Genomic DNA, 26309 nt, shown 5'->3' on the forward strand with positions numbered 1-26309 from the left:
TCAGGCGGCCGATTGACGGACTTCGCGCAAACTCGCGGTGACTAGTGACCGAAGTCGCGCATGGGTGCTAGCTTCCCGTGCGTGACATCGAGCATGCGGCGCGCGCGGATCGTGTCGTCCCTGCGTACGAAGGGGGCGGCCTCCGTCCGGGAGCTGGCCCAGACCCTCCAGGTGAGCGAGTCCACGATCCGCCGCGATCTCGACGTGCTGGACCGCAACGGCGAACTGGTCCGGACCTACGGCGGGGCGGCGCTGTCACCGCAGGCGGCGGTGCCGGAGATCTCCTTCGCCGCGTCCGCCGAGCGCGACAGCGCGGGCAAGCTGGCGGTGGCCGAGCGCGCCGCCGCGCTGGTCGAGGACGACATGGTGGTGGTGCTCGACATCGGCACCAGCACCCGGCTGATCGCACGGCGGCTGCGCGGCCGGCCCGTCACCGTCATCACCGCCAACCTGGCCGTCTTCGACGAGCTGCGCGACGACGAGGCGGTGCGGCTGTGCCTGCTGGGCGGGGTGGTGCGGCGCAACTACCTCTCGCTGGTCGGCTCGCTCACCGAGGCCGCGTTCCGCCAGGTCAGCGCCGACCTGGTGTTCCTCAGCTGCACGGGGGTGCGGCCCAACGGCCATGTCGTGGACGACATGGAGGTCGAGACGCTGAACAAGCAGGCGATGATCGAGGCCGCGGACCGGGTGGTGCTGGTCGCGTCCGAGACCAAGTTCCCCGGCACCGGATCGCTGCGCGTGTGCTCGCTGGCGCGGATCGACACGCTCGTCACCACCTCCGGTGCCGATCCCCAGACTCTCGAGCTCTGCCGCGAGGCGGGCGGGAAGGTGATCATCGCATGAAGCTGGCCATTCTCGGGGGCGGCGGGTTCCGGGTGCCGTACGTGTACCAGGCCCTGCTGCGCGACCAGGGCTCCCCGCGGATCGGGGAGGTCTGGCTGCAGGACTCCGACGCCGGCCGCCTGGAGGTCATGGCGGCGGTCCTGGCGCGGATCGCCGAGGGTGCCCCGGGCGCGCCGAAGGTCGTCACGACCACGGACCTGGACCGGGCGCTGGAGGGGTCGGACTTCGTGTTCGCCGCCATCCGGGTCGGCGGCCTGGCCGGGCGGGTGTGCGACGAGCGGGTCGCGCTCGACCTGAACGTGCTCGGCCAGGAGACCACCGGTCCGGGCGGGCTGGCGTACGGGCTGCGCACCATCCCGGTGATGGTGGACATCGCGCGGCGGGTGAAGGCGCTGGCCCCGGACGCGTACGTCATCAACTTCACCAACCCGGCCGGGATGATCACCGAGGCGATGCAGGGGGTGCTGGGGGACCGGGTGCTGGGCATCTGCGACACCCCGTCCGGGCTGGGCACCCGCGTGGCCGCGGCCCTGGGCCTGGACCCCGCGCGGCTGCGCCTCGACTACGTCGGTCTCAACCACCTCGGCTGGATGCGCCGCATCCTGCACGACGGGGTGGACGTGCTGCCCGGCCTGCTCGCCGACGACGACCTGCTCGGCGGGCTGGAGGAGGGGGTGGTGTTCGGCCGCGAGTGGCTGCGCGACCTCGGCGTCATCCCCAACGAGTACCTGTACTACTACTACTTCAACCGCGAGGCGGTGCGGGCCACGCTGGACGCCCCCCAGACCCGCGGCGAGTTCCTCCTCAAGCAGCAGGAGGCGTTCTACGAGCGGGTCGCGCGGGCGTCCGGCGGCGCGGCCATGGAGCTGTGGCGGGAGACCGTCGCCTCCCGCAGCGCGAGCTACATGGCCGAGATGAAGGGCGCCGAGACCGGTCAGGAACTGGCGGACCACGCCGGGGTCGACCCGGTGGACGAGGGCTACGCCGGGGTCGCGCTGAGCGTGATGGCCGCGATCAGCCGCGACGAGCCCGCCACCATGATCCTGAACGTGCGGAACGGCCCGACCGTCGCCGCGCTCCCCCCGGACGCGGTCGTCGAGGTGCCGGTCACCGTCGACGCCGCCGGCGTCCACCCGCTCGCCGCCGACCCGCCCGACCTGGCCCAGACCGGGCTGATGCAGCAGGTCAAGGCGGTGGAGCGGCTCACGATCAGCGCCGCGCTCACCGGCTCGCGGGCCGACGCCGCCAAGGCGTTCGCGCTGCATCCGCTGGTCGACTCGGTCTCGGTCGGGCGCCGGCTGCTCGACGGCTACATCGACCGCGTCCCCGAGGTGGCGGCCGTCTTCGCGGGCGGCCGGCCATGATCCGCTCCGGCCGCTGACCGCGGCCGCCCCCGTGCCGCCCCGACCCGGGCCGCCCTCTCCCCGTCCCCGTCTCCCCGTCCCCGATCCGACCATCACCTCTCGATCCGAAATCGTCCTGACACGCGGTCGAACAGACCGCTGAGGATCACGACGGCCCTCGAAGAGGAGGCGCCTTGACCGAGACCCTGAACGAGGCCCCGGCCGCGGGACCCGCGGCGGCGGGCCCCGCGGACACGACCGGCCGCCCGGAGACCGCCGGGCACCCGCCCGAGCCCTCGCTGGCCGATCCGTGCGCCGAGCGCGGCCAGGCCGGCGAGCGGCTGCGCCGCGCGGGCGATCCCCGCGACGAGGCAGCCCTGCCCGACCTGGACGTGTTCCTGAGCGGCCAGGTCTTCATGGACATGATCTTCACCGGGCTGCCCGGGCTGCCGCCGCCCGGGACCGAGCTGTTCACCGAGGGGCTCGGCTCGGCGCCCGGCGGGGTGGCCAACATCGCGGTGGCGATGAGCCGCCTCGGGCTGCGCGTCGGCCTCGCCGCCCCGTTCGGCGACGACCTGTTCGGCGCGTACCTGTGGCGCACCCTCGCCGAGCAGGAGGGCATCGACCTGGCCAGGTCCCGCCGGGTGCGGTCCTGGCCCACGCCCGTCACGGTGTCCCTGGCCTACGACTCCGACCGCAGCATGGTCACCTACGCCAAGCCGATGCCGGACGGGGCGGGGGAGGGGGCGGCCGGAGGGCCGTTCGCCTCGCCGCCGTCGGCGCGGGCCTGCTTCGTGGACATCGAGCGCCCCGTCCCCGACTGGACGAGGGAGATGCGGCGCCGGGGCACCACGGTGTTCGCCGACCTCGGCTGGGACGCCACCGAGACCTGGTCGCGGGAGGTCCTGGACCGGCTGGAGCACGTGGACGTGTTCCTGCCGAACGCGGTGGAGGCGATGGCCTACACCCGTACCGGCTCGCCCGAGGAGGCCGCCCGCGCGCTCGCCGGCCGGGTCCCCGTCGTGGTGGTCAAGCGCGGCGGCGACGGCGCGATCGCGATCGACGCCGCGACCGGCGAGGTCGCCGAGACCGAGGCGCTGCCGGTGGAGGCGCTCGACGCGACCGGCGCGGGCGACGTGTTCGCCGCCGGGTTCGTCTTCGGCACGCTGGCGGGCCTGCCGCTGGCCGAGCGGCTCCGCTTCGCCAACCTGTGCGCGGGACTGTCGGTGCGGCACCGCAGCGGCTCCCTGGGGGCGCCCTGCTGGGGGGAGATCGCCGCGTTCGGCGAGTCCGCCGAGGTCCCCGAGGCCGTGCTGGAGGACTACGCCTTCGTCGTCCCCTACATCCCCGATTCGGCCACCGACACGGTCGTGCGGGCCGAGCCCACGCTGCGGGCCGACCTCCCGCAGCCCTCCTGACCCCGCCGCCCCCCGAAAGGAGTCGCAGGAATGCCGACACTCATGAGGCGAGGGACGCTCGCACTCGCGGCGGCCCTGGTGACCGCGCTCGCCGCCGCCTGCGCCCCGGGCTCGTCCAACGACGAGCCCGAGGCCAAGGCGCCCTCGGCGATCAGCACCGACGTCGCCAAGGCCGGGAACGTGACGCTGACCGTCTGGGACCAGGAGGTCCAGGGCGGCCAGAAGAAGCAGATCGAGGAGCTCAACAAGCGGTTCCAGGCCAAGTACCCGAACGTCAAGATCAACCGGGTGTCGCGGTCGTTCACCGACCTGCAGAAGACGCTGCGGCTGGCGCTGTCGGGCGACGAGCCGCCGGACGTGGTCGAGGCCAACCAGGGGTACGCGGCGATGGCGCAGTTCGTCAAGGCGGGCATGCTGCTGCCGCTGGACTCCTACGACGCCGCCTACGGCTGGAAGAAGCGCTACCCCAAGGGCCTGATCGAGCTCAACAGCGTCACCAAGGACGGCAAGCTCATCGGCTCGGGCAGCCTGTACGGCGTCTCCCTCAACGGTGAGATCGTCGGCCTCTACTACAACAAGGAGAAGCTCTCCAAGCTCGGCATCCAGCCGCCCAGGACGTGGGCCGAGTTCGACCAGGCGCTCGCCACCGCCAAGGGCAAGGGCGAGACGCCGATCGCGTTCGGCAACGTGGAGAAGCTCCCGGCGATGCAGCTGTACGGCATCGTCCAGGACGGCCTGGTGCCCAAGGAGAACGTCCGCAAGCTGGTGTTCGGCAGCGGCGGCGCCTGGACCGACGCGCCGAACGTGCAGGCCGCGCAGAAGCTGGCCGACTGGGGCAGGCAGGGCTACTTCACCAAGGACGCCAACGCGGTGAAGTGGGACGACACCCCGGTGAACTTCGCCAAGGGCGAGGGCGTGTTCATGTTCGGCGGCACCTGGTGGGCGCCCGATCTGAACGACAGCATGAAGGACAAGGTCGGCTTCATGCTGCCGCCGCCGGCGCAGGCGGGCGCGCCCACGGCGACGATGGGCGGCGAGAGCCTGCCGTGGGCGATCACCTCCAAGTCCAAGCACCCGGACGTGGCGGCGGCCTACATCAACTTCATCACCTCGCCGGAGGCCATGGACGTCTCGGTCGAGACCGGGAACCTGCCGGTCCTGCAGGCGCCGTCCAAGCAGCCGTCGGCGGCGCTGATGAAGGAGGTGTCGGCGGCCTGGGCGACGCTCAGCAAGGACGACGGCACCACGCCGTACATCGACTACGCCACGCCGACCTTCACCGACGCGTTCGGCGGCCCGCTGCAGAAGCTGGTGGCCGGGCAGGCGACGGCGCAGGAGGTCATGAAGGCGGCCCAGGACGACTACGCGGCCTTCCAGCAGAAGAAGTAACGAGCAGTAAGCCGTAACGAGCAGCCCGAGGGAGCGCGCACATGACGACCGTCGCGCGGCACAAGAGGCCCGGTTCCCGGCGCGGCGCGCCCGGACCGCGGGACGCCGGGACCGGTGCCGGGGCCCGGTCCCGGCCGGCCGGGGAGCCCGGCCGCATCGGCTGGCTCTACATCCTGCCGGCGCTGCTGGTGTACGGGGCGTTCCTGCTGTGGCCGCTGGTGCGCGGGGCGCAGTTCTCCCTGTACGAGTGGGACGGTCTCGGCCCCGCGACCTGGGCCGGGATCTCCAACTACACCGCGACCTGGTCCGATCCGGTCCTGCGGGGCGCGTTCGGGCATCTGCTGGTGCTGGTGGTGTTCTACGCGGTGCTGCCGTGCTGCATCGCGTTCGTGCTGGTGGCGGCGATGTCCCGGACGAAGATCCGCGGGCTGACGTTCTTCCGCACGGTGCTGTTCCTGCCGCAGGTCGTCGCGATGGTGGCGGTGGCGGTGGCCTGGCGCTGGGTGTACTCGGCGGACGGGCCGGTCAACACGGTGCTGGGGTGGCTGCACGCGCTGGGGCTGCCCGACTGGTCCCGCGGCTGGCTGGGCGACTTCACCTTCGCCCTGCCGGCCGTGGGGGTGATCGGCACCTGGGTCGGGATCGGGCTGGCGCTGGTGCTGTTCCTGGCCGGGGTGCAGAAGATCCCGACGGAGCTGTACGAGGCGGCGCGGATCGACGGCGCCGGGCCGGTGCGGGAGTTCTTCGCGGTCACGCTGCCGGGGCTGCGGCGCGAGCTGGCGGTGGCGCTGACGCTGACCACCATCATGGCGATCCGCAACTTCGACCTGATCTACAACGCGACCGGGGGCGGGCCCGGCGACGCGACCAAGGTGCCGGCCTACGAGGTCTACAACCGCACGTTCAACACCGGCGAGGTCGGCCTGGGCTGCGCCATAGGCGTCACGCTGGCCGTGCTGGCGTTCGCGGTCACCGCCGGCATCGGCCGCCTGGTCGAGGGGAGGGCCCGATGAGCACCCGCACCGAGCGGCTGGTCAACCACGCGATCCTGGTGGTGTTCGCGGTCATCGCGGTGTTCCCGATGATCGGCGTGGTGGTGCAGGCGCTGCAGCTGCCCGACCCGGACTTCGGCACGTTCGCGGAGGCGTGGCGGGAGGGCCGCTTCGGCACGTACATGCGCAACAGCGTGATCGTCACGGTGGTCACCGTGTCCGTGGCGTCGGTCCTGTCGATCATGGCCGGGTACGCGCTGGGCACCATGCGGTTCCGCGGCGCCTCCGTGCTGTTCCTGCTGTTCCTGGCGGGGCTGACCATCCCGACCGAGGCGATCGTGGTGCCGCTGTACTTCGACCTGCGCACGGTGGGGCTGGACAACACCTACGCCGGGCTGATCCTGCCGCAGATCGCGATGTCGGTGGCGTTCGGCACGTTCTGGATGCGGGCCTACTTCCGCAGTGTGCCGCGCTCGCTGGTGGAGGCGTCCCGGCTGGACGGCGCGTCGAGCTGGACGACGCTGTGGCGGGTGCTGGTGCCGATGGGCCGCCCGGCGATCCTCACCATGGTCGTGCTGACCAGCATGTGGACGTGGAACGAGTTCCTGCTGCCGCTGGTGATCGTCAACTCCGACGAGGGGCTGCGCACCGCCCCGCTGGGGCTGTCGTTCTTCCAGGGGACGCACAAGACCGACTACTCGCTGCTCATGGCGGGCGCGCTGATCATCGCGGCGCCCATCGTGTGCGTCTATGTCTTCCTGCAGCGCCAGTTCATCGCAGGAATGCTCTCGGGGGCCGTCAAGGAGTGAAGGAGTCGGGGGCGTGCCACCCCACCGACCCCTCGCGGGCCGGACAACCGAACAGGAGAGTTCATTGCGAAGACTCGCGCTACCCGCCGTCCTCTCGGCCGTGCTGGCGGCCTCGGCGCTCGCGCTGGCCGGAGCCCCGGCGCGGGCCCAGGCGGCGCCGCCGCCCGACCCGGGCGGGCTGGACGTCCTGTTCGTCGGGGCGCATCCCGACGACGAGGCGGGCGCCCTGTCGACCTTCGGGCAGTGGAACGAGTTCGACGGCGCCAGGGTCGGGGTGCTGACCGTCACCCGCGGCGAGGGCGGCGGCAACGCGGTGGGCACCGAGGAGGGCCCGCCGCTGGGCCTGCTCCGGGAGAACGAGGAGCGCCGCGCGGTCGGGAAGGCCGGGGTCGGCGACGTCCACTACCTGGACAAGGTCGACTTCTACTACACCGTGAGCGCGCCGCTGACCGACGAGGCGTGGGGGCACGACGAGAGCCTCGCCAAGGTGGTGCGGCTGGTCCGCGCGACCCGGCCCAAGCTGATCGTGACCATGGAGCCGGCGCCGCTGCCGGGCCAGCACGGCCACCATCAGCAGGCGGCGCGGCTGGCGACGGAGGCGTACTTCGCCGCGGCCGACTCCAAGAAGTTCCCCGAGCAGCTCGGGAAGGAGAGGCTGCGGCCGTGGTCGGCCGGGCGGCTGTTCCTGGCCGGCGGGGCGTCCGGGGCCACCGGGTCGGCGTGCGCCCGGGACTTCACCCCCGCCACCCCGGCGGCGCTCGCGTACGGCGTCTGGAACGGCCGTGCGTCGGCCCGCAACGGCGGCAAGACGTGGGCGCAGGTCGAGCGGGACGCGGCGCGGACCTACGTCAGCCAGGGCTGGGGCGGCTTCCCCGACGTCCCGGTCGATCCGGAGAAGAACGGCTGCGACTACTTCACGCAGATCCACAGCCGGGTGCCGTTCACGCTCGGCAACACCGACCCGACGGGCATGCTCGAGGGCGCGCTGAAGCCGTCCAAGGGCGGGCTCCCGCTGGGCACCGAGTTCTCCCTGACGACGGAGTCGTTCGGGGTGACGGCGGGGAAGGCGTTCACGGTCACGGCGCACGCCCGCTCGCCACGGGCGCTGCCGGGCGGCAAGGTCGCGCTGTCGGTCCCCTCCGGCTGGACGGTGACGGGCTCGGGCGATCTCGGCACGGTCGGCTCCAGGGAGCGCACCGCGCGGTTCACCGTCACGCCCCCGGCGGGCGCCGCCAACGGGCGCGCACGGCTCGCGGCGAACCTGACCACCGGGCAGGGCTCCGGGCAGACGGCCGTCCCGGTGGAGGTCCGGCCAGCCGTCACGGGCGTCCAGGAACCGCTGCCGCGCGTGGCCGACTTCGACGCCTGGGCCGAGAAGACCGGCGTGCCCGCGCTGAGCGGCCGGATGAAGCGCGTGCTCACGCTGGCGTCCGGCAAGTCGCGCACGGTCCGCGTCGACCTGGCCAACAGCGCCGGCTCCGCCCAGCAGGGGACGGTCAAGCTCGGCCTGCCCGAGGGCTTCGCGGCGGACGCGGCGTCCAAGCCGTACGAGCTGGCGGCCGGGGCCAAGGGATCGGTGACCTTCACCGTCACCAACACCGACGCCTCGCTGCCCACCTCCAACCAGGGCGGCACCGGCGGGGACTACGACTTCACCGTCACCACCGCCTCCGCGTCCGGCGGCACCGACGTGCAGCGGGGCGGCCTGGAGCTGGTTCCCACCGCCGAGCTGCCCAAGGCGCAGAACGCGCCGGCCGTCGACGGCAAGGAGGGGCCCGGCGAGTACCCCGGGCCCGAGCTCGACCTGTCCCGGCTCTGGGAGGGAACGGCCTGCGAGTCGGCCGCCGACTGCTCGGCCACCGGCAAGGTGACCTGGACCGACGAGGCCCTCAACGTCCTGGTCAAGGTCCGCGACGAGGCGCGCGGCACGGTGCTGGGCGCCGACGACTGCAAGCGGCACTGGCGCACCGACTCCGTCGAGATCGCCGTCGACCCGCGCGGCGACTCCGAGAACACCTCCACCACGTTCAAGACCGGCGTCTTCCCGGGGATGGCGGACGGGAAGCCGTGCTTCGAGCGCGACGCCGACCACCACCAGGGGCCCGGTGGGGAGACCGCCCCCGGCATGAAGGTCGCGGCCACCGTCAACGAGCCCTACGACGGCTACGTGATCGAGACGAGCATCCCGTTCACGGCGCTGCCCTCGGCCGTCGACCCGGCGCGGATGGGCCTGAACATCTTCGTGTACGACTCCGACACCCGGGACAAGGTCGGCCAGACCCGGATCGGCTGGTCCACCTGGGGCGGCGTGCAGGGCGACCCGTACCGCTGGGGCCTGGTGTCGCTGCCGGGCCACACCCCGCCGTCCGGGGTGCCGGGCACGCCGGAGCCGCCGGTGATGCCGACGGACGCGGCGGTCTCGGTGGACTCGCCCGAGTCGATCGTCCAGGCGGCCCGTACGGGTGTGCCGCTCGCGGGCGGTCCGGCCGCGCCGCCGTGGCGCACGGCGCGCATCGAAGGGAAGCCTGCGGTGTCCGGCGGCTCGGTCACCTTCAGGCTGGCGGCGACCGGGCCGGGCACGGCCCACGTCCACGTCTGGGACGGCAAGGTCCTCGGCACGAAGAAGGTCGCCGTCGACCGCGCCGGGACCCGGACGGTGACGGTGCCGGGCGCGAGCGGCGTCCTGGCCGTGGCCTTCGAGGCGAAGGGGGGAGGGACGGCGAGCAGCGCGGCCCCGATCTCCGGGTGACCCGCTGATCGCGCCGGCTCCGGCGCCCGGGTCCGCCGGGCGCCGGGGCCGGCCGGGCTACTTGCCGACGAGGGTGTGCGAGAACGAGTACCGGCCGGCGCGGTAGACGTGCGTCGCGTACTCGACGGCGGTGCCCTTGTCGTCGAAGGCGGTCCGGGTCATGGTGAGCAGCGGCGTGCCGCGCCGCTCGTCGAGCAGCCGGGCCTCGGCCGCGGTGGCGGCGCGCGCCCCGATCGTCTGGTGGGCGATCCGCAGGTTGACCCCCGCGGCGCGGAACGTCTCGTACAGGCCGTGCTCCTCCAGTTCGGCGGCGGTGACCTGGAGCAGCCCGGCGGGCAGGTGGTTGGTCATCAGCGCGAGGGGCTCGGCGCCGGTGAGGCGGAGCCGGTGCACCCGGACGACCGGGGTACCGGGCGCGACGCCGAGCCCGGCGGCGATCTCGGCCTCGGCCGGGACGGTGTCCAGTTCCAGCACGCGGGTGCGCGGCTCGCGCCCGGCGGCCTTGAGGTCGTCGTAGAGGCTGGACAGTTCGAGGGGGCGCTGCACCTGGGACTGGACGACCTGGGTGCCGACCCCGCGGCGGCGGACCAGCAGGCCCTTGTCGACCAGGTGCTGGATGGCCTGCCGCACGGTGGGCCGCGACAGCCGGTGGCGGGCGGCCAGCTCCAGTTCGTTCTCCAGCCGGCTGCCCGGGGAGAGCTCGCCCGCCAGGATCGCCGCTTCGAGCTGCTGGGCCATCTGGAAGTAGAGCGGGACGGGGCTGCCGCGGTCCAGGGTGAGGACGGGCGTCGGGGCGGGGCCGGGTGCGGTGCGTGCCACGGGGGCGGCTCCCTAAGGTCGGTCCTCCTGAGAATACCGGACTGTCCGAAAGCAAGTCGTAAAGTCCATATGTCCAGACATTCTCTTGACATGTATTGGAGCGTTCCATGAGACTCGCTCACATGGGCGCCGTACCGGGGAGCCGAGGACGCCTCCCCACGAGGAGGGCTGCATGAGGGTCGGACTCGCAGGAGCAGGGCGGATCGGCGCGGGGCACGCGGAGACGCTGCGCGGCCTCGCCGAGGTCGAGGAGGTCGTCGTCGCCGACGCCGACCCGGGGCGGGCCCGGGAGGTGGCCGGCAAGCTCGGCCTGCGGGCCGTGGACGGCGTCGACGCGCTGTTCGCGGCCGGCCCGGACGCGCTGGTCATCGCCACCCCGACCGCCGCCCATGCCGAGCTGCTGGTCAGGGCGGTCGAGGCGGGCCTGCCCGCGTTCGTGGAGAAGCCCGTCGCCGCCGGCCTGGACGAGACGATCAAGGTGCTGGCCGCGATCCGCGGCGCGGAGTCCCCCGTCCAGGTCGGGTTCCAGCGCCGCTTCGACCCCGGCCACGTCGCCGCCCGGGACGCGGTCCGCTCGGGCCGGCTCGGCTGGGTGCACACGGTCCGCTCGACCACCTTCGACCCCGCGCCGCCGCCGGACGCCTACATCCCCACCTCGGGCGGGCTGTTCCGGGACTGCTCGGTGCACGACTTCGACGGCGTCCGGTTCGTCACCGGGCGGGAGGTCGCCGAGGTGACCGCGGCCGGCGCCAACCGGGGCGCGCCGGTCTTCACCGAGCACGGCGACGTCGACACCGGCTCGGCCCTGCTCACCCTGGACGACGGCACCCTCGCCGCCGTCTCCGCCACCCGCTACAACGGCGCCGGGTACGACGTGCGGCTGGAGGTGTTCGGCTCCCGCGACAGCGTGGTGGCCGGGCTCGACGACCGCACGCCGCTGTCCCCGGCCGGCGAGGGCTTCCACCCCGCCGGCCTGCCGCACGCGGGCTTCCTGCAGCGGTTCGCCGAGGCCTACACCGCCGAGCTGCGCGCCTTCGTGGACGTGGCCGCCGGGCGCGCGCCGAGCCCGTGCCCGCCCGAGGAGAGCCTGGAGGCGTTCTACGTCGCCGAGGCGTGCGAGATCTCCCGGAGGGAACGGCGCGCCGTGACGGTCGAGGAGGTCCGCCGATGATCCCCGCGCGGCGCGTGGCCGCGGCGCCGATCTCGTGGGGCGTGTGCGAGGTGCCCGGCTGGGGCCACCAGCTCTCCGCCGGACGGGTGCTCGCCGAGATGCGCGAGCTGGGCGTGGCCGCCACCGAGTTCGGCCCCGAGGGGTTCCTGCCCGCCGACCCCGGCGAGCGGGCCCGGCTGCTGGGCTCCCACGGGCTGCGGCCGGTCGGGGGGTTCGTCCCGCTCGTCCTGCACGACCCGGACCGCGATCCGCTGCCGGAGGCGGCGCGCGTCCTCGACGCGTTCGGGGACGCGGGCGCGACCGTCGTGCTCGCCGCCGCCACCGGCCTGGACGGCTACGACGGCCGGCCCGCGCTCGACGACCGCGCCTGGACGACCCTGCTGCGCAACCTGGACCGCGTCACCGCCTGCGCCGCCGAGCGCGGCCACCGCGCCGCGCTCCACCCGCACGTCGGCACGGTCGTCGAGGACCGCGCCGACGTGGAACGCGTGCTGGACGGCTCGCAGGTGCCGCTCTGCCTGGACACCGGCCATCTCCTCATCGGCGGCACCGACCCCCTCGACCTGGCGCGGGAGGCGGGCGACCGGATCTCGCACGTCCACCTCAAGGACGTCGACGCCGCGCTCGCCGAGGCCGTCCAGACCGGGCGCACCCCCTACACGCAGGCCGTCAGGGACGGGATCTACCGGCCGCTCGGCCGCGGCGACATCGACGTCCGCGGCATCATCGGCGCCCTGGAGAAGACCGGGTACGACGGCTGGTACGTCCTGGAGCAGGACACTGTCCTGACCGGCGAGCCCGCCCCCGGCGCCGGGCCCCGGGACGACGTCCGCGCCTGCCTGGACTTCCTCGCGCCCCGGGAAGAGGAGGACGCGTGAGCCACGACCTGATCACCATGGGCCGGGTCAGCGTGGACGTCTACCCGCGCGACGTGGGCGTCCCGCTGGAGGAGGTCGAGACGTTCGGCAAGTACCTGGGCGGGAGCCCGACCAACGTGGCCGTCGCCGCCGCCCGCTACGGGCACCGGACCGCCGTCGTCACCCGCACCGGCGACGACCCCTTCGGCCGGTTCATCCACCGGGCGCTGCGCGAGTACGGGGTGGACGACCGGTTCGTCACGGCGGTGCCGGGCCTGCCGACCCCGCTCGCCTTCTGCGAGATCTTCCCGCCCGACGACTTCCCGCTCTACTTCTACCGCTACCCCAAGGCGCCCGACATGGAGATCCGCGCCGGGGAGCTGGACCTCGGCGCGATCGCCGCCGCGCGGATCTTCTGGGCGACGGTCACCGGGCTGTCGGCCGAGCCCAGCCGGGAGGCGACGCTGGCCGCGCTCGCCGCGCATCCCGGCACCACCATCCTGGACCTGGACTACCGGCCGATGTTCTGGGCGTCGCCGGAGGAGGCGCGGCGCCGTACCGCGCCCGCCCTGGAGCACGCCTCCGTCGCGATCGGGAACCTGGAGGAGTGCGAGGTAGCGGTGGGGGAGCGCGAGCCGCGCGCCGCCGCCCGCGCCCTGCTGGACCGCGGCGTGTCGGTCGCGATCGTCAAGCAGGGGCCCCGCGGGGTGCTGGCCGCGTCCGCGGACGAGGTCGTGGAGGTCCCGCCCACCCCGGTCGAGGTCGTCAACGGGCTCGGCGCGGGCGACGCGTTCGGGGGAGCGGTCTGCCACGGCCTGCTGGAAGGCTGGCCGCTGGACAGGATCCTGCGGTTCGCGGGCGCGGCCGGGGCGATCGTCGCCTCCCGGCTCGCCTGCGCGGACGCCATGCCGACCGCGGGCGAGGTGGAGCGGTTGATCGAACGGAACGCGGAGGCCACGCCATGAGCGGGAACGAGAGCATCGGCGCGGGCGCGTTCGCCGCGCGCTACGCCGAACTGGTGGAGGTCAGGGCGGCCCGGCCGCAGGCGATCGCCGAGGCCGCGGCGCGCCGCGTCCGCCCCCCGGCGCCGCCGGGCGCGGCCGGACCACTGATGATCATCGCGGCCGACCATCCGGCCCGCGGGGCGCTGGCCGCGGGCCCGGCCCCGCTGGCCATGGGCGACCGGCGCGACCTGCTGGAACGGGTCTGCGCCGCGCTGGCCCGGCCGGGCGTCAGCGGCGTGCTCGGCACCCCCGACGTCATCGAGGACCTGCTGCTGCTCGGCGCGCTGGACGGCAAGTTCGCCATCGGCTCGATGAACCGGGGCGGGCTGGCGGGCGCGGCGTTCGAGATCGACGACCGGTTCACCGCCTACACCGCCGCGGCGATCGCCGCCGCCGGGCTGGACGGCGGCAAGATGCTGCTGCGGCTGGACCTGTCCGATCCGGCGACCGCCCGTACGCTGGAGTCCTGCGCGCACGCCGTGACCGGGCTGGCCGGGCACGGGCTGATGGCCATGGTCGAGCCGTTCCTGTCGGCCCGGCGCGGCGACGGCAGGGTCGGCAACCTGCTCACCCCGGAGGCCATGATCAAGGCGATCGCGATCGCGTCCGGGCTGGGCGCCACCTCCGCCCGCACCTGGCTGAAGGTCCCCGTCGTCGACCGGATGGAGGAGGTCATGGCGGCCTCGACGCTGCCCGCGCTGCTGCTGGGCGGCGAGGTGACCGGCGACCCCGGCGCCGCGCTGGCCGGATGGAAGGCGGCGCTCGCGCTGCCGTCCGTCCGCGGCCTGGTCGTCGGGCGCACGCTGCTGTACCCGCCGGACGACGACGTCGCCGGCGCCGTCGACGCCGCCGTGGGGGTGCTGTGACCATGCCCGTCACCACCGAGATCACCCCCGAGGGCGCGGGCTGGACCTACTCCGGGCTGCGCGTGGTGACGCTCGCCCCCGGCGAGCAGGCCGCGGTCGAGACCGGGGACGCCGAGACGCTGGTGCTGCCGCTGTCAGGGGCGTGCGAGGCGGCGATCGAGGTCCCGGCGGACGAGGCCGCGGTCACCTTCCGCCTCGACGGCCGCCCCGACGTGTTCTCCCGGGTCACCGACTTCGCGTACGCGCCCCGCGACGCGACGGTCGTGCTGTCGTCCCGGGACGGCGGCCGGTTCGCGCTGCCGTCCGCGCGCTGCGAGCGCCGCCTGCCGCCCCGCTACGGCCCGGCCGAGCGGGTCCCGGTCGAGCTGCGCGGCGCCGGGACGATGAGCCGCCAGGTCAACAACTTCTGCACGCCCGAGGCGTTCGAGGCCGACCGCCTCATCGCGTGCGAGGTGCTGACGCCGGGCGGCAACTGGTCGTCCTACCCGCCGCACAAGCACGACGAGGAGACGCCGACCGAGGCGGTGCTGGAGGAGATCTACTACTTCGAGGTCGCCGCGGGACGGGAGGGCCGGGAGGGCATGGGCTACCAGCGCGTGTACGGGACCGCCGAGCGCCCCATCGACGTGCTGGAGGAGGTCCGCACCGGCGACACCGTCGTCATCCCGCACGGCTGGCACGGCCCGTCCATCGCCGCGCCCGGCTACGACCTGTACTACCTGAACGTGATGGCCGGGCCGGGCGCCGAGCGCGCGTGGCTGATCTGCGACGACCCGGCGCACGCCTGGATCCGCGACACCTGGCCGGGGCGGCCGGCCGACCCGAGGCTGCCGATGTGCTCGGCCGCCGGACCGGAGGGAGAGCGATGACGGGGACCGAGCGGCTGACCGTCGGGCAGGCGGTCGTGCGCTTCCTGGCGAACCAGTGGACCGAGCGCGACGGGACGCGGCGCCGCTTCTTCGCGGGCTGCTTCGGCATCTTCGGGCACGGCAACGTGGCGGGCCTGGGGCAGGCGCTGCTGGAGTACGGCGACCTGCTGCCGTACCGGGCCGCGCGCAACGAGCAGGCGATGGTGCACGCGGCGGCCGGGTACGCGCGGATGACCGACCGGCTGGAGGCGTGGGCGTGCACGACCTCCATCGGGCCCGGCGCGACGAACCTGGTGACGGGCGCGGCGCTGGCGACGATCAACCGGCTGCCGGTGCTGCTGCTGCCGGGCGACGTGTTCGCGACCCGTCCGGCCAATCCCGTGCTGCAGGAGTTGGAGGACGCGCGGTCCTACGACGTGTCGGTCAACGACTGCCTCCGGCCGGTGTCGAGGTTCTGGGACCGGATCAACCGTCCCGAGCAGCTCCCCTCGGCGCTGCTGGCGGCGATGCGGGTGCTGACCGATCCGGCGGAGACGGGCGCGGTGACGCTGGCGCTGCCCCAGGACGTCCAGGCCGAGGCGTACGACTGGCCGGCCGAGCTGTTCGCCGAGCGGGTCTGGCGGATCCGGCGGCCCGTGCCCGAGCCGGAGGCCGTCGCCGAGGCGGCCGCGGTGCTGACCGCCGCGGAGCGGCCGCTGATCGTGGCCGGGGGCGGGGTGATCTACTCGGGGGCGACCGCCGAGCTGGCCGCGTTCGCGGAGGCGACCGGGATCCCGGTGGCCGAGACGCAGGCGGGCAAGGGCTCGCTGCCCTGGGACCACGCCTGCTCGGTGGGCGCGGTCGGCGCGACCGGGACCACCGCCGCCAACGCCCTCGCCCGCGAGGCGGACGTGGTCCTCGGCATCGGGACCCGCTACAGCGACTTCACCACGGCCTCGCGCAGCCTGTTCGCCCGGCCCGGTGTCCGCTTCGTCAACCTCAACGTCGCGACGCCGGACGCCGTCAAGCACGCGGGCGTGCCGCTGGTCGCCGACGCCCGGACGGGCCTGGCCGCCCTGCGCGGCGCGGCCGGGGCGTACGCGGTGGCGCCCGCGTACCGGCGGGAGGCCGCGGACCTGGCCGCGCGCTGGAACGCCGAGGTCGACCGCGCCTACGCGCTGGGCCACGCACCGCTGCCCGCCCAGTCCGAGGTCATCGGCATCGTCAACGAGGTGAGCGGTCCCCGCGACGTGGTGGTGTGCGCGGCCGGTTCGATGCCCGGCGACCTGCACAAGCTCTGGAGGACCAGGGACCCCAAGGGGTACCACGTCGAGTACGGCTACTCCTGCATGGGCTACGAGATCGCCGGCGGGCTCGGGGTGAAGCTGGCCGCGCCCGACCGCGAGGTGTTCGTGCTCGTCGGCGACGGCTCGTACCTGATGATGGCGCAGGAGCTCGTCACCGCCGTCGCCGACGGGATCAAGCTCGTCGTCGTGCTGGTGCAGAACCACGGGTTCGCCTCGATCGGCAACCTGTCGGAGTCGGTCGGCGCCGAGCGCTTCGGCACCCGGTTCCGGCTGCCCGGCGACCTGGCCGCGAGCGCCGCCGCGATGGGCGCCGACGTGCTGCGCGCCGGCACCGCCGCGCAGTTCCGCGACGCGCTGCGGCAGGCCCGCGACTCCGCCCGCACGACGGTCGTGCACGTCGAGACCGACCCGCTGGTGCCCGCGCCCGACGGCGAGGCCTGGTGGGACGTCCCCGTCGCCGAGGTCTCCGGGCTGGAACCGGCGCGCCGGGCCCGCGCCGGATACGAGGAGGCCAAGAAGACCCAGCGCCCCTTGATCTAGGGGCGGCCCCACGCGTGCCGCGTCCCCGGGGGGCCGTGCCGGTACGGCCTCCCGGGGACGCGGTTCTCAGCGGGTCAGGAGCTCGCGACCACCTCGAACTTCACGGTCTTGGTGGTGGCGTGCCCGGCCCGGTCGGTGGTGGTGACGACCAGCTCGTGCGCGCCGGGACCGAGTTCCCTCAGCGGGATGGGCTTCCCGGAGGCGATCTTGTCGCCGTCGATCTCCGCCCTGAGGGTGCCGACGCCGGAGACGGCGTCGGCCGCGGAGAACACCGGGGTGATCGTCTCGGCGAGGCCGTACTGCTTGGCCTCCACACCGGTCACCGTCAGGCCCGGAGCGGTCTTGTCGATCTTCACCTTGGCCCGGCCGACCTCGGAGAGGTTCCCGGCGCTGTCGACCGCCCGGTAGCGGACCTGCGTCTCGCCCTCGGCGCTCAGCACCAGCCCGGCCGCCGGGACGTTCACCCAGGTGGCGCCGCCGTCCAGGGAGTACTGGCGGGCCGACACCGCGCCGTCGTCGCTCGCGTCCACCCGGACCGTCACGTTGGTCTTGTACCAGCCGTGCGACCCGTCCGGCTGGGCGGGGCTGAGCGTCAGCGTGGCGGACGGCGGGGTCGCGTCGGCGATCCCGTCGCCCCGGAAGGTGAACGAGTCGACGTCCAGGCCACCGGTCGAGGTGACGTACAGCCTGCCCGTCCCGGCGGGCGGCTTGCCGAGGTCGGTGGTGACCGTCCGCCAGCCCGAGCCGCGCTCCACCGGCACGGTGGCGAACGGCTTGGCCGTCGGCGAGTTCCACCGCAGCGACAGCGTCCCGGCGCCCGCCGCCCGCGTCTCCACCGACTCGATCCCGGTGAGGTTGACCGGGTCGTAGGCGATCCAGTCACCGGCGTCGAACGAGGTGATCTTGAACTTGCCGGAGGCGGTGTCGTCGGCCGTTCTGGTCACCCCGCTGGTGGCGTCGCCGTGTTCGGCCTGCATCAGCTTGGGGTTGACGATCAGGGTGGCCTCGCCCTGCGCGGGCGGGACGCCATTGGCGCCGTTGTCGCGGTAGGTCACGACGATGACGCCGTAGATGTTCTCCGTCTCGCCGTGCTCGGGCGCGTTCGCCGGGGTCGGCCAGGCCCCGCCGCAGCCGGTGCCGGTCGTCTCCGGGTGGGCGTGCGAGTCGTGGCCGAGCCCGAACGTCCACTGCACCCGGGAGCAGACGGGGCTGTTCCCGTCCTCGGCGTCCGACACGCCGATCTTGAACGGGAGCGGCTGGCCCCAGTCGAAGAACCCGCCGTTGGCCGGGGTCTGGATCGTCACCTCGGGCGCGGTGTTGCCCACCGAGATCTCGGTGGAGGTCAGGCCCGCCCGGCCGCCGGAGTCGGTGACCCGCAGCCGCGCGATGTACTGCCCCAGGTCCGTGTAGGTGTGCGAGGCGGTGACCCCGGTGGCGTCGAACGTGCCGTCGCCGTCGAAGTCCCACTCGTAGGTCAGCGCCCCCGGCTCGGTGTCGGTGGAGGTGGAGGCGTCGAACGCCACCGTCAGCGGCGCGGTGCTGCTGGACGCCTTGTCCACCCTGATCTTCGCCTGCGGCGTCTTGTTGTCGGGCGAGTAGTCGATCCGGTAGAGGCCGGCGTCGGGGTTGGCCCGGAAGAAGCCGTCGCCGTAGTCCAGCACGTACAGCGACCCGTCCGGGCCGAACTCGATGTCCATCGGGCTGTCGGTGATCGGCATCGCCGCGTTGCGCAGCGCGCTGTTGGGCAGGAAGTGCTCGATGGAGGTGACCGGCCCGTCGGGGTGCGTCACCCCGAACGCCGCCAGGTAGTCCTGCGAGAACTCGGCGAAGAACGCCTTCTTGTCCCAGTACGCCGGGAACTTGCTCTTGGACGGGTTGTCGGCGTCGTAGTGGTAGACCGGCCCGCCCATCGGCCCCTGCCCGCCCTGCGGGTCGAAGTCGACGAGCCCGGCCCACTCGGCGGGCTGGTGGGTGGCGTTGTCGCCGTAGTAGAGGTCCGCGGGCACCGCCGCCGGCAGCTGCTCGATCCCGGTGTTCCACCGCGAGGTGTTCTTCGGACCGGCCGCGCAGTCGAACCACTCGCGCGGCTGCGAGGTCGCGAAGTTCCAGTCGTTGTAGTTGAAGTTGTCGCCCGTGCAGTACGGCCAGCCGCTGTTCATCGGCTTGCCGATCGGGGTGATGTTCCACTCGACGTAGCCCAGCGGCCCGCGCTGCGCGTTGCCGGTGCCGGCGTCGGGCCCGTAGTCCGCCCACGACACCGTGCCGGTCTTGGCGTCGACGTCGATGCGGAACGGATTCCGCACCCCGGTCACGAAGATTTCGGGACGCGTTTTCGGGGTGCCCGGCGCGAACAGGTTCCCCGCCGGGACGCTGTACGACCCGTCCGCCGCCACCTTGAACCGCAGGATCTTCCCGCGCAGGTCGTTGCTGCTGCCCGCGCCGCGCCGGGCGTCGAACCCGGGGTTCATCCGGGGCGCGTCGTTGTTGGGCGCGTAGCCGTTGGCGCCCGGCGTGCCCGCGGGCGTGTTGTCACCGGTGGCCAGGTACAGGTTGCCGTCGGCGTCCCAGTCCATGTCGCCCGCGACGTGGCAGCACTGCCCGCGCTGCGCCTCGACCTTGATGATGACCTGCTCGGTGGACAGGTCCAGCGCGCTGCCCGTCCACTTGAAGCGGGACAGCTGGTTGTAGCCCTTCCACCGGTCCCAGTACGAGTCGTCCTCGCCCTCGGGCAGCGAGTTGGGCGCCGACCCGGCCGGGGTCGTCTCCGGGTAGGGCGCCGTCATCGTCCTGGGCGCGTAGTAGACGTAGACCCACTTGTTCTGGTCGAAGCCGGGGTCGATCGCGATGGTCTGGAGGCCGTCCTCGGAGTTGGCGTACACCGGGATGGTGTTGATGACCCGGGTGACGCCGCTGGACGGGTCGGTCAGCCGGACCTCGCCGTTGCGGGCGGTGTGCAGGACCCGCCGGTCGGGCAGGACGGCCAGGTCGATCGGCTCGCCCACGTTCTTGGTCAGCGTGATCTTCTCGTAGTTCGTCCACTCGGTGGCCGGATCATGGCCCGGATGGGCCTGGGCCGGCGTGCCGAGCGCCGTCAGCACGAGCGCCGCGGCCGCCGCGAGGGCGCCGAGCACCGCTGAAGTACGCTTCATGGTGATGCTGCTCCTGGGGGAGTGGTGTGGGCCCGGGCCGCCACGCCCGCCGCGGCAACGGCGAGGCGCATGTGGCGGCCCGGCTTCGCGTCCGGCCTCGGATCAGCGGCGCAGCGCGGACATGTTGTCGTAGCTCAGTTCGGCGAACCGGAGTGACTGCCCCGGGTCGGCGGTGCCGCCGGGCGCGTTGTCCTGCTCGTACATCGGGTAGTGGTGGCCGCTCTTCAGCTCGCGGAAGAACGCGGCGTAGTCGATGTCGCCGGTCCCGAACGGCACCATGTCGTAGCCGTTGGCGTTGGCGGGGTTGCTCCGGCCGTCCTTGGCGTGGAACAGCGGGAAGCGCCGCTCCACCGGCCTGACGACGGCGACGGGGTCGAAGACGTCGGTCTGGACGGAGCCGTCGGGCGCGGTGAAGGTCCTGAACCTGTGCTGCGCGACGTGCGCCCAGTAGATGTCCATCTCCAGGTACACGTACTTCGGATCGGTGATCTTGAGGAAGTACTCCAGCCTGCGGATGCCCGACGAGCGGGTCGGCCGGCCCAGGGCGTCGGGCGGGCCGCTGTCGAGCAGGAAGTTGTAGGCGGCGTCGTGGTTGTGGGTGTAGAGCTTGGTCCCGCCGGCCTGCCTGGCGATGGCGCCGAGCTGGTGCCACTTGTCGGCCGCCACGTCCCAGTCGGCCTTGTACGCGCTGGAGGTGGGGTCGGACCCGGTGCCCATGTGGTCCAGGCCGAGGATGCCGGCGATCTCCAGGGTCCGCTTGAAGCGGTCCAGGTCGGCCTGCGTCAGCGGCCACGAGGACGGGATGAAGCCGTGGTTGCCCTCGGCCCGCAGCCCGTTGTCGTCCAGCCACCGGCGCAGCAGCCGCGCGCCCTCGACGGTCTCCAGGTCGGCGCCGCCCTCGGCGTTGGCGTGCTGCCGGTAGCCGGCGAACTCCACGCGCTCGAAGCCGATCTCCGAGAGCGCCTCCAGGACCCGGCGGAAGCCGGACGGCAGGTTCGTGGTCAGCGGGTCGCGCGAGATCGCGTCCCGGACGGTGTAGAGGATGATGCCGCGCTTGCTGTCGCGGATCAGCGGCCCGTCCGCGGCGGCCTGGCGCGGGAAGGCGGGCAGGGCCGCGGCGGCGGCGATCCCGGTGCCGGCCGCCAGGATCTGGCGGCGGCTCAGGCCCAGCCTGCGGCCCAGGACGGCGTCCTGCTCCTGCCCGGCGAGCGCCTCGTCGGACGGCTGGAACTCAGGTGAACCGGAACGGGGTGGGTGAGGGAAGGCCACGCACGTATCCCTTCTCGGGGAACGCGTGCGCCGACCGCGTCGCGTCGAACCGTTCTCCGGCCCGTCCGGCGTGCCACCGCCGTCCGGCCTGGATCGCCCACATTGTCATACGCGGGTGTGGCGAGGTCAATGGTGCGTCGCAGGTCCTCAACCGGCCACGGTCCGGTCGATGGTGTCGGGCGCGAGCACGTACTCCACCACCATGACCGCGGCCCCGACGACCCCGGCCCGGTCGCCGAGCTCGCTGGCGCGGATGCCCAGGTGCTGGGTGGCCAGCGGCAGCGAGCGGCTGTAGATGACCTCCCGCACGCCCGCCAGGACGTGCTCGCCGGCCTCGGCGATGTCGCCGCCGATGACGATGACCGACGGGTTGAAGAAGTTCACGATGGAGGCCATCACGCCGCCGACCTCGCGGCCCGCCTGCCGGACGAGCTGCGCCGCCCTGGTGTTGCCCGCGCGCATCAGCGCCACCACGTCGCGGCTGCCGGAGGCGTCGATGCCCTCGGCCCGCAGCGCCGCCGCCAGCGCCGCGCCGCCCGCGACCGCCTCGACGCAGCCGACGTTGCCGCACCGGCACAGCACGTCGGAGCCGCCCAGGCGGATGTGGCCGACGTCGCCCGCGGCGCCCTGCGCGCCGCGGTGCAGCCGGCGGTCGGAGACGATCCCGCAGCCGATGCCGGTGCCCATCTTGATGAAGATCATGTGGTCGGCCTCGGGGCGCGCCGCCCAGTGCTCGCCCAGCGCCATGATGTTCACGTCGTTGTCGACCAGGACGGGCGCGCCGAGCCGCCCGCCGAGCCACTCGGGCACGGGGAAGCCGTCCCAGCCGGGCATGATCGGCGGGTTGACCGGCTGCCCGGTGGTGTGCTCGACCGGGCCGGGCAGGCCCACCCCGACCCCGCACACCTGCGCCGGGTCGCGCCCGGCCTCGGCGAGCATCTCCCGGAAGGCGGTGACCAGCCAGCCGAGCGTGGCCTCGGGGCCCCGGTCGATGGGCAGCTCCGCGGCCCGTTCGAGCAGGACGGTCATGCCGAGGTCGATGACGGCCAGCCGGGCGTGGGTGGCGCCCAGGTCGGCGGCGAGCACGACCCGGACGCTCTCGTTGAACGCGAACGCGGCGGCGGGCCGTCCGCCCGAGGAGATCGCGTCCTCGGTGGCCACCACCCAGCGGTGGTTCATCAGGGCATCGAGCCGCTGCGAGACCGTGGAGCGGGCCAGCCCGGTGAGCTGGACCAGCTCGGCCCGGGTCCGGGCCCGGCCGTCCCGGAGGATCGTCAGCAGTGCCCCCGCACCGATGTTCTGACTGCTGGCTTCTCCTGGCATGCGGCCCCTCTTTGTCCGAACTGCGACAGACTTCCGTTGACAGAAATCATAAGTCGAGCTTATCGTCCCCAAATATGCCGGAGATCGGGGATCGGTCGCGCGGAATACCCGGTACCGCCGGGCGACCGGCCCCCACGGCGTGCTCGTCGATCACCACCCCGCCGCCCGGCGGGTCCGGTCCGGTTCCCCCTCCGTCGTCGCGCCGAGACGCGGGGATCGGGGAGTGCCACCCTGTCCGGATCCGCCAGGCGGTGAGGCCCGCCCTGCAGAACCCGGGCGAGCCGCCGGTCACCCGGCGGTTCGTCCACCCCATGCCGGGCCGAGCCCCGGCTCCCGCGCCTGCTCCGCGACCGGAGCGGGACGGCGGATCCCCGACAGGGTCGCCGCCGCCGAGTCGTGCCCGTGGCGGTCGCCCAGATCCAGGAAATGTGAGGCGGCGCGCTCGGCCAGCGCGGCGGCCTCGTCGTGACGGCCGCGCGCCAGCGCGATGAGGGCCGACTCCCGCAGCAGCCAGGCCGCGCTGCGGCGGTCCTGGAGGCCGTCCAGCAGCCGCATGGCCTCCTGGCACGCCTCGGCCGCCCCGTCCGCGTCGCCGAGCTCCAGGGTGCACCGGGTGATGCGGCTGAGCGCCGTCGCCTGGAAGTGGGGCTCGCCGAGAGTACGGGCCAGGCCCAGGGCCTCCTGGGCGGCGGCCAATGCCTCGTCGTAGCGTTCCGAGGAGACCAGGGCGTCGGCCTTGGCGCTGAGGGCCACGACCTGGGCGCGTTGGTCGCCCGCCTCCCGCGCCAGGCCCACGGCACGCCCGGCCAGAGTGAAGGACTCTTCCCAGGCCGTCACCTCATCCGGAGCCTGGACCTGGAGAAAGGTCAGCATGCTCAGCGCGTACGACTGCTCGCGGTGCATGCCGAGCCGTTCAAAGGCCGACGCGCACGCCCGCGCCGCCTCGGCCGCCTCGGCGGGCGGCGCGGCGTAGAGGGTCAGGACGGCGAGCCCGTACTCCTCGCGCCACATGATCGGCTCATCCTCCGCGTCCCGGGCGGCGTCGCGCACGATCCGCCGCAGCCGCCGCAGCGCCGCGGCGTCGACCTGGCGGTGCAGCAGCGGCACCACCAGGTCCACCAGCCGGGCCGCCGGCTCGTACAGCCCGGCCGCGCACGCCCGGCCGACGGCCTGCTCGATCAGGGAGCGGTGCGCGGCCAGCCAGTCGATCGGCTCGCCCGCGCCGCCCCGGAACGCGGCCGGAAGGAGGTCCGCGTCGATCGCCGACGGCCCCGCGCCCGCGACGTCCTCGGCCGGCAGGTCGTTGGACGAGCGCGCCCGCGCGTGCTGGGCCAGCGCGGCCAGCGCCGTCAGCGCGGCGGTGAGCCGGACCAGCGCGGCCCGGTTGGCCGGACGGTCCGGCGGCCCGGCCAGCTCGGCGGCGAAGTCGGCGGTGAGATCGTGGAACCGGTAGCGCGGCTCCCCGGACGCGTCCACGCCCGAGGGCTGCAGCAGACCCGCGTTCACCAGGTCCTCCAGCGGGCGCTCCCGGTCGCCGCCCGACAGCAGCGAGAGCAGCCACGCCGTGACGTCGGCCCGCGCGACCAGGCCCAGCCTGCGGAAGGCGCCGGCTGCCGCCGCGTCCAGCGCCCGGTAGCCGACCCGCAGCCCGGCCCGGACCTCCAGCCCGCCCACCGACAGCTCGTCCAGCCTGCGGCCGTCCTCGCGCAGCCGCCGGTCGAGCGCCGCCAGCGCGACCGACGGGTGCGCCGCCAGCCGCGCCCCGGCGATCCGCAGCGCCAGCGGGAGGTGCCCGCACGCCTCGGCGACCCGGCGGGCCGCCTCGGGCTCGGCGGCGACGCGCCCGTCCCCGACCATCCGGCGCAGCAGCCCCGCCGCCTCCTCCGGCGTGAACGGGGCGAGCCGGACCGCCCGGTTGCCCGGCAGCTCGGCCAGCGGGCTCCTGCTGGTCACCAGCACGGCGCAGCCCGCGGTCCCCGGCAGCAGCGCCTCCACCTGCCCGGCGCCGGACGCGTCGTCCAGGACCAGCAGCACGCGCCGGTCGGTGAGGCGGGCCCGCAGCGCCGCCGCCCGCGCCTGCGGCCCGTCGGGAACGGCCTCCGGCGGCACGCCCAGCGCCCGCAGGAAGTCCCCGGCGACCTCGGCCGGGTCGCGGTCCCCGAGGGAGGCGTACAGCTGGCCGTCGGGGAAGCGCTCCCGCGACCGGTGCGCCGCGCGCACGGCCAGCGCCGTCTTGCCCACTCCGGCGGTGCCGCACACCGTGACGACCGGGGCCGCGAACCCGCCCGGCGCCAGGAGCCGCTCCACCTCCGCCAGCTCACGGACGCGCCCGGTGAAGTCGCCCGGGGGAGAGGGAAGCTGGCACAGCGCCCGCCAGGGCACCGCCGGGTGGACGCCCCGGTCCTCGGTACGGGTGAGGATCGCCTGCCGCAGCTCCTTCAACGCGTCGCCGGGATCGAGCCCGAACTCCTCGCCCAGCGCGGCGGCGGTGCGGTCGTAGGCGTCCAGCGCCTCCGCCTGCCGCCCCGACCGGTACAGGGCCCGCATCAGCAGGCCGTGCAGCGATTCGCGCAGCGGGTGCGCCGCCGCCAGCGCGCGGAGGTCCGCGACGGCCGCCTCATGATGGCCGAGGACCAGCTCCAGCTCGTAGCGCCGCTCGACCGTCTTCAGGCAGCGCTCGGTGAGCTTGGGCGTCTCCTCGGCGTGCAGCGAGGACGAGGTCACGTTCGCCAGGATCGGCCCCCGCCACAGGGCCGTGGCCGCGCGCAGCGCCTTCAGCGCGCCCTCCAGATCGCCGGCCTCCCGCGCCCGGTCGGCGCCGTCGGCGAGCGCGTCCAGACGGCGGAGATCGTCGGGGCCCTGCTCCATCAGGTAACCGCCCGGCCGGGTGCGGACGATCTCCGCGTCGCCCAGGGCCCGGCGCAGCCGGAACAGGTGCACCTGCAGCGTGCCGCGCGCGTCGCGCGGCGGATCGTCGTCCCAGAGCCGGTCGACCAGCGAGGCGACGGGCACCGGCCGCCCGGCGGCCAGCAGCAGGCAGGCCAGCAGAGCGCGCTGCCGTCCCGAGGCCAGCGGAACCTCCCGCCCGCCGCGGACCGCCTCGAGCGGGCCGAGCACGCGGAATTCCAGGCCGGGGGCGTCCATCGCGGCTCAACGTACCAAGGCGCCCCGGCCTTAAGCACCGTGAAGCCGATCTGAAAGCGGCCCCTGATCTACTGATCCGCCGACGTAATCGGCCGCCGATGTTGCACAGGAGCCCCGCATGCCCGTTCGCGCCGTCCCCCCGGCCGACCCGACGCTGGAGGACTTCGGCCGCGACCCGTGGTGGCTGATCGGCGGCAAGGTGCTGGCGATCTTCGCCTTCCTCATGGTGACCATGCTGGTCGCGATGTGGGTCGAACGCCGCGTCATCGGCCGGATGCAGCTGCGCACCGGACCGAACCGGGCCGGGCCCGCCGGCCTCCTCCAGGGCGTGGCCGACGCTTTCAAACTGGCGTTGAAGGAGGACATCGTCCCGCGCCAGGTCGACAAGGTGGTGTTCGTGCTGGCGCCGATCATGTCGGCGGTTCCGGCGTTCATCTCCTTCGCGATCATTCCGTTCGGGCCGACGGTG

The 26309-nt window shown here is 73.9% G+C and carries 19 protein-coding genes; 14 read left to right on the forward strand and 5 right to left on the reverse strand.

The annotated features are described in order from the left end of the window. Positions 1 to 81 precede the first annotated feature (81 nt). The 7 genes from ACFPZN_RS36820 to ACFPZN_RS36850 all read left to right on the forward strand — a co-directional run bounded on the left by ACFPZN_RS36820 (position 82) and on the right by ACFPZN_RS36850 (position 9543). Positions 82 to 843: a DeoR/GlpR family DNA-binding transcription regulator gene (locus ACFPZN_RS36820; protein WP_378287104.1), complete on the forward strand. Its 762-nt coding sequence runs from the start codon at positions 82 to 84 to the stop codon at positions 841 to 843. Then, positions 840 to 2207 (forward strand): 6-phospho-beta-glucosidase, encoded by a 1368-nt coding sequence (locus ACFPZN_RS36825; RefSeq protein WP_378287105.1) that lies wholly within the window; start codon positions 840 to 842, stop codon positions 2205 to 2207. The genes ACFPZN_RS36820 and ACFPZN_RS36825 overlap by 4 nt, the downstream gene beginning before the upstream one ends. A 173-nt stretch (positions 2208 to 2380) precedes the next feature. Further along, complete coding sequence (locus ACFPZN_RS36830) at positions 2381 to 3604, forward strand: carbohydrate kinase family protein (RefSeq protein ID WP_378287106.1); 1224 nt, start codon at positions 2381 to 2383, stop codon at positions 3602 to 3604. 30 nt (positions 3605 to 3634) lie between these two features. Further along, on the forward strand, positions 3635 to 4993 hold the full coding sequence (locus ACFPZN_RS36835) for an extracellular solute-binding protein (RefSeq protein ID WP_378287107.1): 1359 nt from the start codon (positions 3635 to 3637) through the stop codon (positions 4991 to 4993). A 41-nt stretch (positions 4994 to 5034) separates the two neighbouring features. Next, the gene (locus tag ACFPZN_RS36840) at positions 5035 to 6006 is read left to right on the forward strand and encodes a carbohydrate ABC transporter permease (protein WP_378287108.1); all 972 of its coding nucleotides are present in this window, start codon (positions 5035 to 5037) and stop codon (positions 6004 to 6006) included. Next, positions 6003 to 6794, forward strand: coding sequence for a carbohydrate ABC transporter permease (locus tag ACFPZN_RS36845; protein ID WP_378287110.1), 792 nt, complete (start codon positions 6003 to 6005; stop codon positions 6792 to 6794). Before ACFPZN_RS36840 ends, ACFPZN_RS36845 begins: the two co-directional genes overlap by 4 nt. 64 nt (positions 6795 to 6858) lie before the next feature. After that, positions 6859 to 9543 carry a sugar-binding protein gene (locus tag ACFPZN_RS36850; RefSeq protein ID WP_378287112.1) on the forward strand — a complete coding sequence of 895 codons (2685 nt, stop codon included), beginning with the start codon at positions 6859 to 6861 and terminating at the stop codon, positions 9541 to 9543. A gap of 57 nt (positions 9544 to 9600) precedes the next feature. Here the strand turns inward: ACFPZN_RS36850 and ACFPZN_RS36855 are convergent, their stop codons facing one another. Beyond that, complete coding sequence (locus tag ACFPZN_RS36855; RefSeq protein ID WP_378287124.1) at positions 9601 to 10281, reverse strand: GntR family transcriptional regulator; 681 nt, start codon at positions 10279 to 10281, stop codon at positions 9601 to 9603. A gap of 253 nt (positions 10282 to 10534) precedes the next feature. On the opposite strand from ACFPZN_RS36855, the gene ACFPZN_RS36860 reads away from it, so the two are divergent. The 6 genes from ACFPZN_RS36860 to iolD are packed head-to-tail and all read left to right on the forward strand — an operon-like array spanning position 10535 to position 16955. After that, complete coding sequence (locus ACFPZN_RS36860; RefSeq protein WP_378287113.1) at positions 10535 to 11533, forward strand: Gfo/Idh/MocA family protein; 999 nt, start codon at positions 10535 to 10537, stop codon at positions 11531 to 11533. Further along, positions 11530 to 12411 (forward strand): TIM barrel protein, encoded by an 882-nt coding sequence (locus ACFPZN_RS36865; protein WP_378287115.1) that lies wholly within the window; start codon positions 11530 to 11532, stop codon positions 12409 to 12411. The genes ACFPZN_RS36860 and ACFPZN_RS36865 overlap by 4 nt, the downstream gene beginning before the upstream one ends. A gap of 17 nt (positions 12412 to 12428) precedes the next feature. Next, positions 12429 to 13355, forward strand: a complete 927-nt coding sequence (iolC, locus tag ACFPZN_RS36870) for a 5-dehydro-2-deoxygluconokinase (RefSeq protein ID WP_378287125.1) — start codon at positions 12429 to 12431, stop codon at positions 13353 to 13355. After that, positions 13352 to 14260, forward strand: coding sequence for a Cgl0159 family (beta/alpha)8-fold protein (locus ACFPZN_RS36875; RefSeq protein ID WP_378287116.1), 909 nt, complete (start codon positions 13352 to 13354; stop codon positions 14258 to 14260). Before iolC ends, ACFPZN_RS36875 begins: the two co-directional genes overlap by 4 nt. 2 nt (positions 14261 to 14262) lie before the next feature. Beyond that, positions 14263 to 15129: a 5-deoxy-glucuronate isomerase gene (gene iolB, locus ACFPZN_RS36880; protein WP_378287117.1), complete on the forward strand. Its 867-nt coding sequence runs from the start codon at positions 14263 to 14265 to the stop codon at positions 15127 to 15129. Further along, the gene (iolD, locus tag ACFPZN_RS36885) at positions 15126 to 16955 is read left to right on the forward strand and encodes a 3D-(3,5/4)-trihydroxycyclohexane-1,2-dione acylhydrolase (decyclizing) (RefSeq protein WP_378287118.1); all 1830 of its coding nucleotides are present in this window, start codon (positions 15126 to 15128) and stop codon (positions 16953 to 16955) included. The genes iolB and iolD overlap by 4 nt, the downstream gene beginning before the upstream one ends. Positions 16956 to 17029: 74 nt before the next feature. Here the strand turns inward: iolD and ACFPZN_RS36890 are convergent, their stop codons facing one another. The 4 genes from ACFPZN_RS36890 to ACFPZN_RS36905 form a co-directional block, all read right to left on the reverse strand. After that, on the reverse strand, positions 17030 to 20104 hold the full coding sequence (locus ACFPZN_RS36890; RefSeq protein ID WP_378287119.1) for a PQQ-dependent sugar dehydrogenase: 3075 nt from the start codon (positions 20102 to 20104) through the stop codon (positions 17030 to 17032). Positions 20105 to 20206: 102 nt separating this feature from the next. Beyond that, complete coding sequence (locus tag ACFPZN_RS36895; RefSeq protein ID WP_378287120.1) at positions 20207 to 21373, reverse strand: sugar phosphate isomerase/epimerase family protein; 1167 nt, start codon at positions 21371 to 21373, stop codon at positions 20207 to 20209. A 147-nt stretch (positions 21374 to 21520) separates the two neighbouring features. Further along, a complete protein-coding gene (locus ACFPZN_RS36900) occupies positions 21521 to 22696 on the reverse strand; it encodes an ROK family transcriptional regulator (RefSeq protein WP_378287121.1) in 1176 nt (391 codons plus the stop codon). A 288-nt stretch (positions 22697 to 22984) separates the two neighbouring features. After that, positions 22985 to 25840 (reverse strand): AfsR/SARP family transcriptional regulator, encoded by a 2856-nt coding sequence (locus tag ACFPZN_RS36905; protein WP_378287122.1) that lies wholly within the window; start codon positions 25838 to 25840, stop codon positions 22985 to 22987. A gap of 118 nt (positions 25841 to 25958) precedes the next feature. Between ACFPZN_RS36905 and ACFPZN_RS36910 the strand changes: the two genes are divergently transcribed. After that, the coding region (locus tag ACFPZN_RS36910; RefSeq protein WP_378287123.1) for an NADH-quinone oxidoreductase subunit H at positions 25959 to 26309 on the forward strand (351 nt) is incomplete at its 3' end.

It is taken from the genome of Actinomadura rugatobispora (genome assembly GCF_042656285.1).
In the GTDB taxonomy this organism is placed as follows: domain Bacteria; phylum Actinomycetota; class Actinomycetes; order Streptosporangiales; family Streptosporangiaceae; genus Spirillospora; species Spirillospora rugatobispora.

Bases quoted from the DNA above. Each gene is read 5' to 3' on its own strand.
- iolB (WP_378287117.1), top strand. From the start codon at position 14,263: ATGCCCGTCACCACCGAGATCACCCCCGAGGGCGCGGGCTGGACCTAC.
- iolC (WP_378287125.1), top strand. From the start codon at position 12,429: ATGGGCCGGGTCAGCGTGGACGTCTACCCGCGCGACGTGGGCGTCCCG.
- ACFPZN_RS36860 (WP_378287113.1), top strand. From the start codon at position 10,535: ATGAGGGTCGGACTCGCAGGAGCAGGGCGGATCGGCGCGGGGCACGCG.
- ACFPZN_RS36845 (WP_378287110.1), top strand. From the start codon at position 6,003: ATGAGCACCCGCACCGAGCGGCTGGTCAACCACGCGATCCTGGTGGTG.
- ACFPZN_RS36890 (WP_378287119.1), bottom strand. From the start codon at position 20,104: ATGAAGCGTACTTCAGCGGTGCTCGGCGCCCTCGCGGCGGCCGCGGCG.
- ACFPZN_RS36900 (WP_378287121.1), bottom strand. From the start codon at position 22,696: ATGCCAGGAGAAGCCAGCAGTCAGAACATCGGTGCGGGGGCACTGCTG.
- ACFPZN_RS36835 (WP_378287107.1), top strand. From the start codon at position 3,635: ATGCCGACACTCATGAGGCGAGGGACGCTCGCACTCGCGGCGGCCCTG.
- ACFPZN_RS36855 (WP_378287124.1), bottom strand. From the start codon at position 10,281: ATGGCCCAGCAGCTCGAAGCGGCGATCCTGGCGGGCGAGCTCTCCCCG.
- ACFPZN_RS36875 (WP_378287116.1), top strand. From the start codon at position 13,352: ATGAGCGGGAACGAGAGCATCGGCGCGGGCGCGTTCGCCGCGCGCTAC.
- iolD (WP_378287118.1), top strand. From the start codon at position 15,126: ATGACGGGGACCGAGCGGCTGACCGTCGGGCAGGCGGTCGTGCGCTTC.
- ACFPZN_RS36825 (WP_378287105.1), top strand. From the start codon at position 840: ATGAAGCTGGCCATTCTCGGGGGCGGCGGGTTCCGGGTGCCGTACGTG.
- ACFPZN_RS36840 (WP_378287108.1), top strand. From the start codon at position 5,035: ATGACGACCGTCGCGCGGCACAAGAGGCCCGGTTCCCGGCGCGGCGCG.
- ACFPZN_RS36865 (WP_378287115.1), top strand. From the start codon at position 11,530: ATGATCCCCGCGCGGCGCGTGGCCGCGGCGCCGATCTCGTGGGGCGTG.
- ACFPZN_RS36905 (WP_378287122.1), bottom strand. From the start codon at position 25,840: ATGGACGCCCCCGGCCTGGAATTCCGCGTGCTCGGCCCGCTCGAGGCG.